This window comes from Streptococcus sp. GMD4S, from assembly GCF_000296955.1.
Map to the genome: position 1 here is coordinate 1 of NZ_AJRE01000411.1, position 558 is coordinate 558.

Below are 558 nucleotides of genomic sequence, written 5' to 3' on the forward strand. Positions count from 1 at the left end.
AAAGGTCTGGCAAATATTTGCTACGTTGCCAATCCAGAAGTGGTCATTCTCGGTGGCGGTATCATGGGGCAAGAAGCTATCCTCAAACCGAAGATTCGCGCAGCCTTGAAGGCCGCCTTGGTACCAAGCCTAGCTGAAAAAACACGATTAGAATTTGCCCATCACCAAAATACAGCAGGGATGTTGGGTGCCTATTATCATTTTATACTCAATGAAAATCAAAGAGCAAAGTAGGAAGCTAGCCGTAGGCAGTACTTGAGTACGGCAAGGTGAAGCTGACGTGGTTTGAATTTGATTTTCGAAGAGTATCAAGACAAAACAATCCTAGTTTGGAGCTATAGAATTAAGAAAAACACTGAATCACTACTTGAGTGAAAACTGTTTTGCTTAATTCTTTTTTTATTGAAAAATTTGAGCCAAAGGAGGTAATCGTGAGAAACTAGGAGAAAATAACTACCTTGCATAAGAAGTTAAGGCGAGAGCAATTCTATCATCCATTTAATTGATATTTAGCTTGACTAAATGGGAAAATGTGGAAAAATGATATAATGAGATGGA

1 protein-coding gene is annotated in these 558 nt (G+C 38.9%); it reads left to right on the plus strand.

The window, feature by feature from the left end:
* Positions 1-234: ROK family protein (locus tag GMD4S_RS10230; protein WP_000585530.1), on the plus strand; the 234-nt coding region annotated here is incomplete at its 5' end.
* Between the last annotated feature and the right edge of the window lie 324 nt (positions 235-558).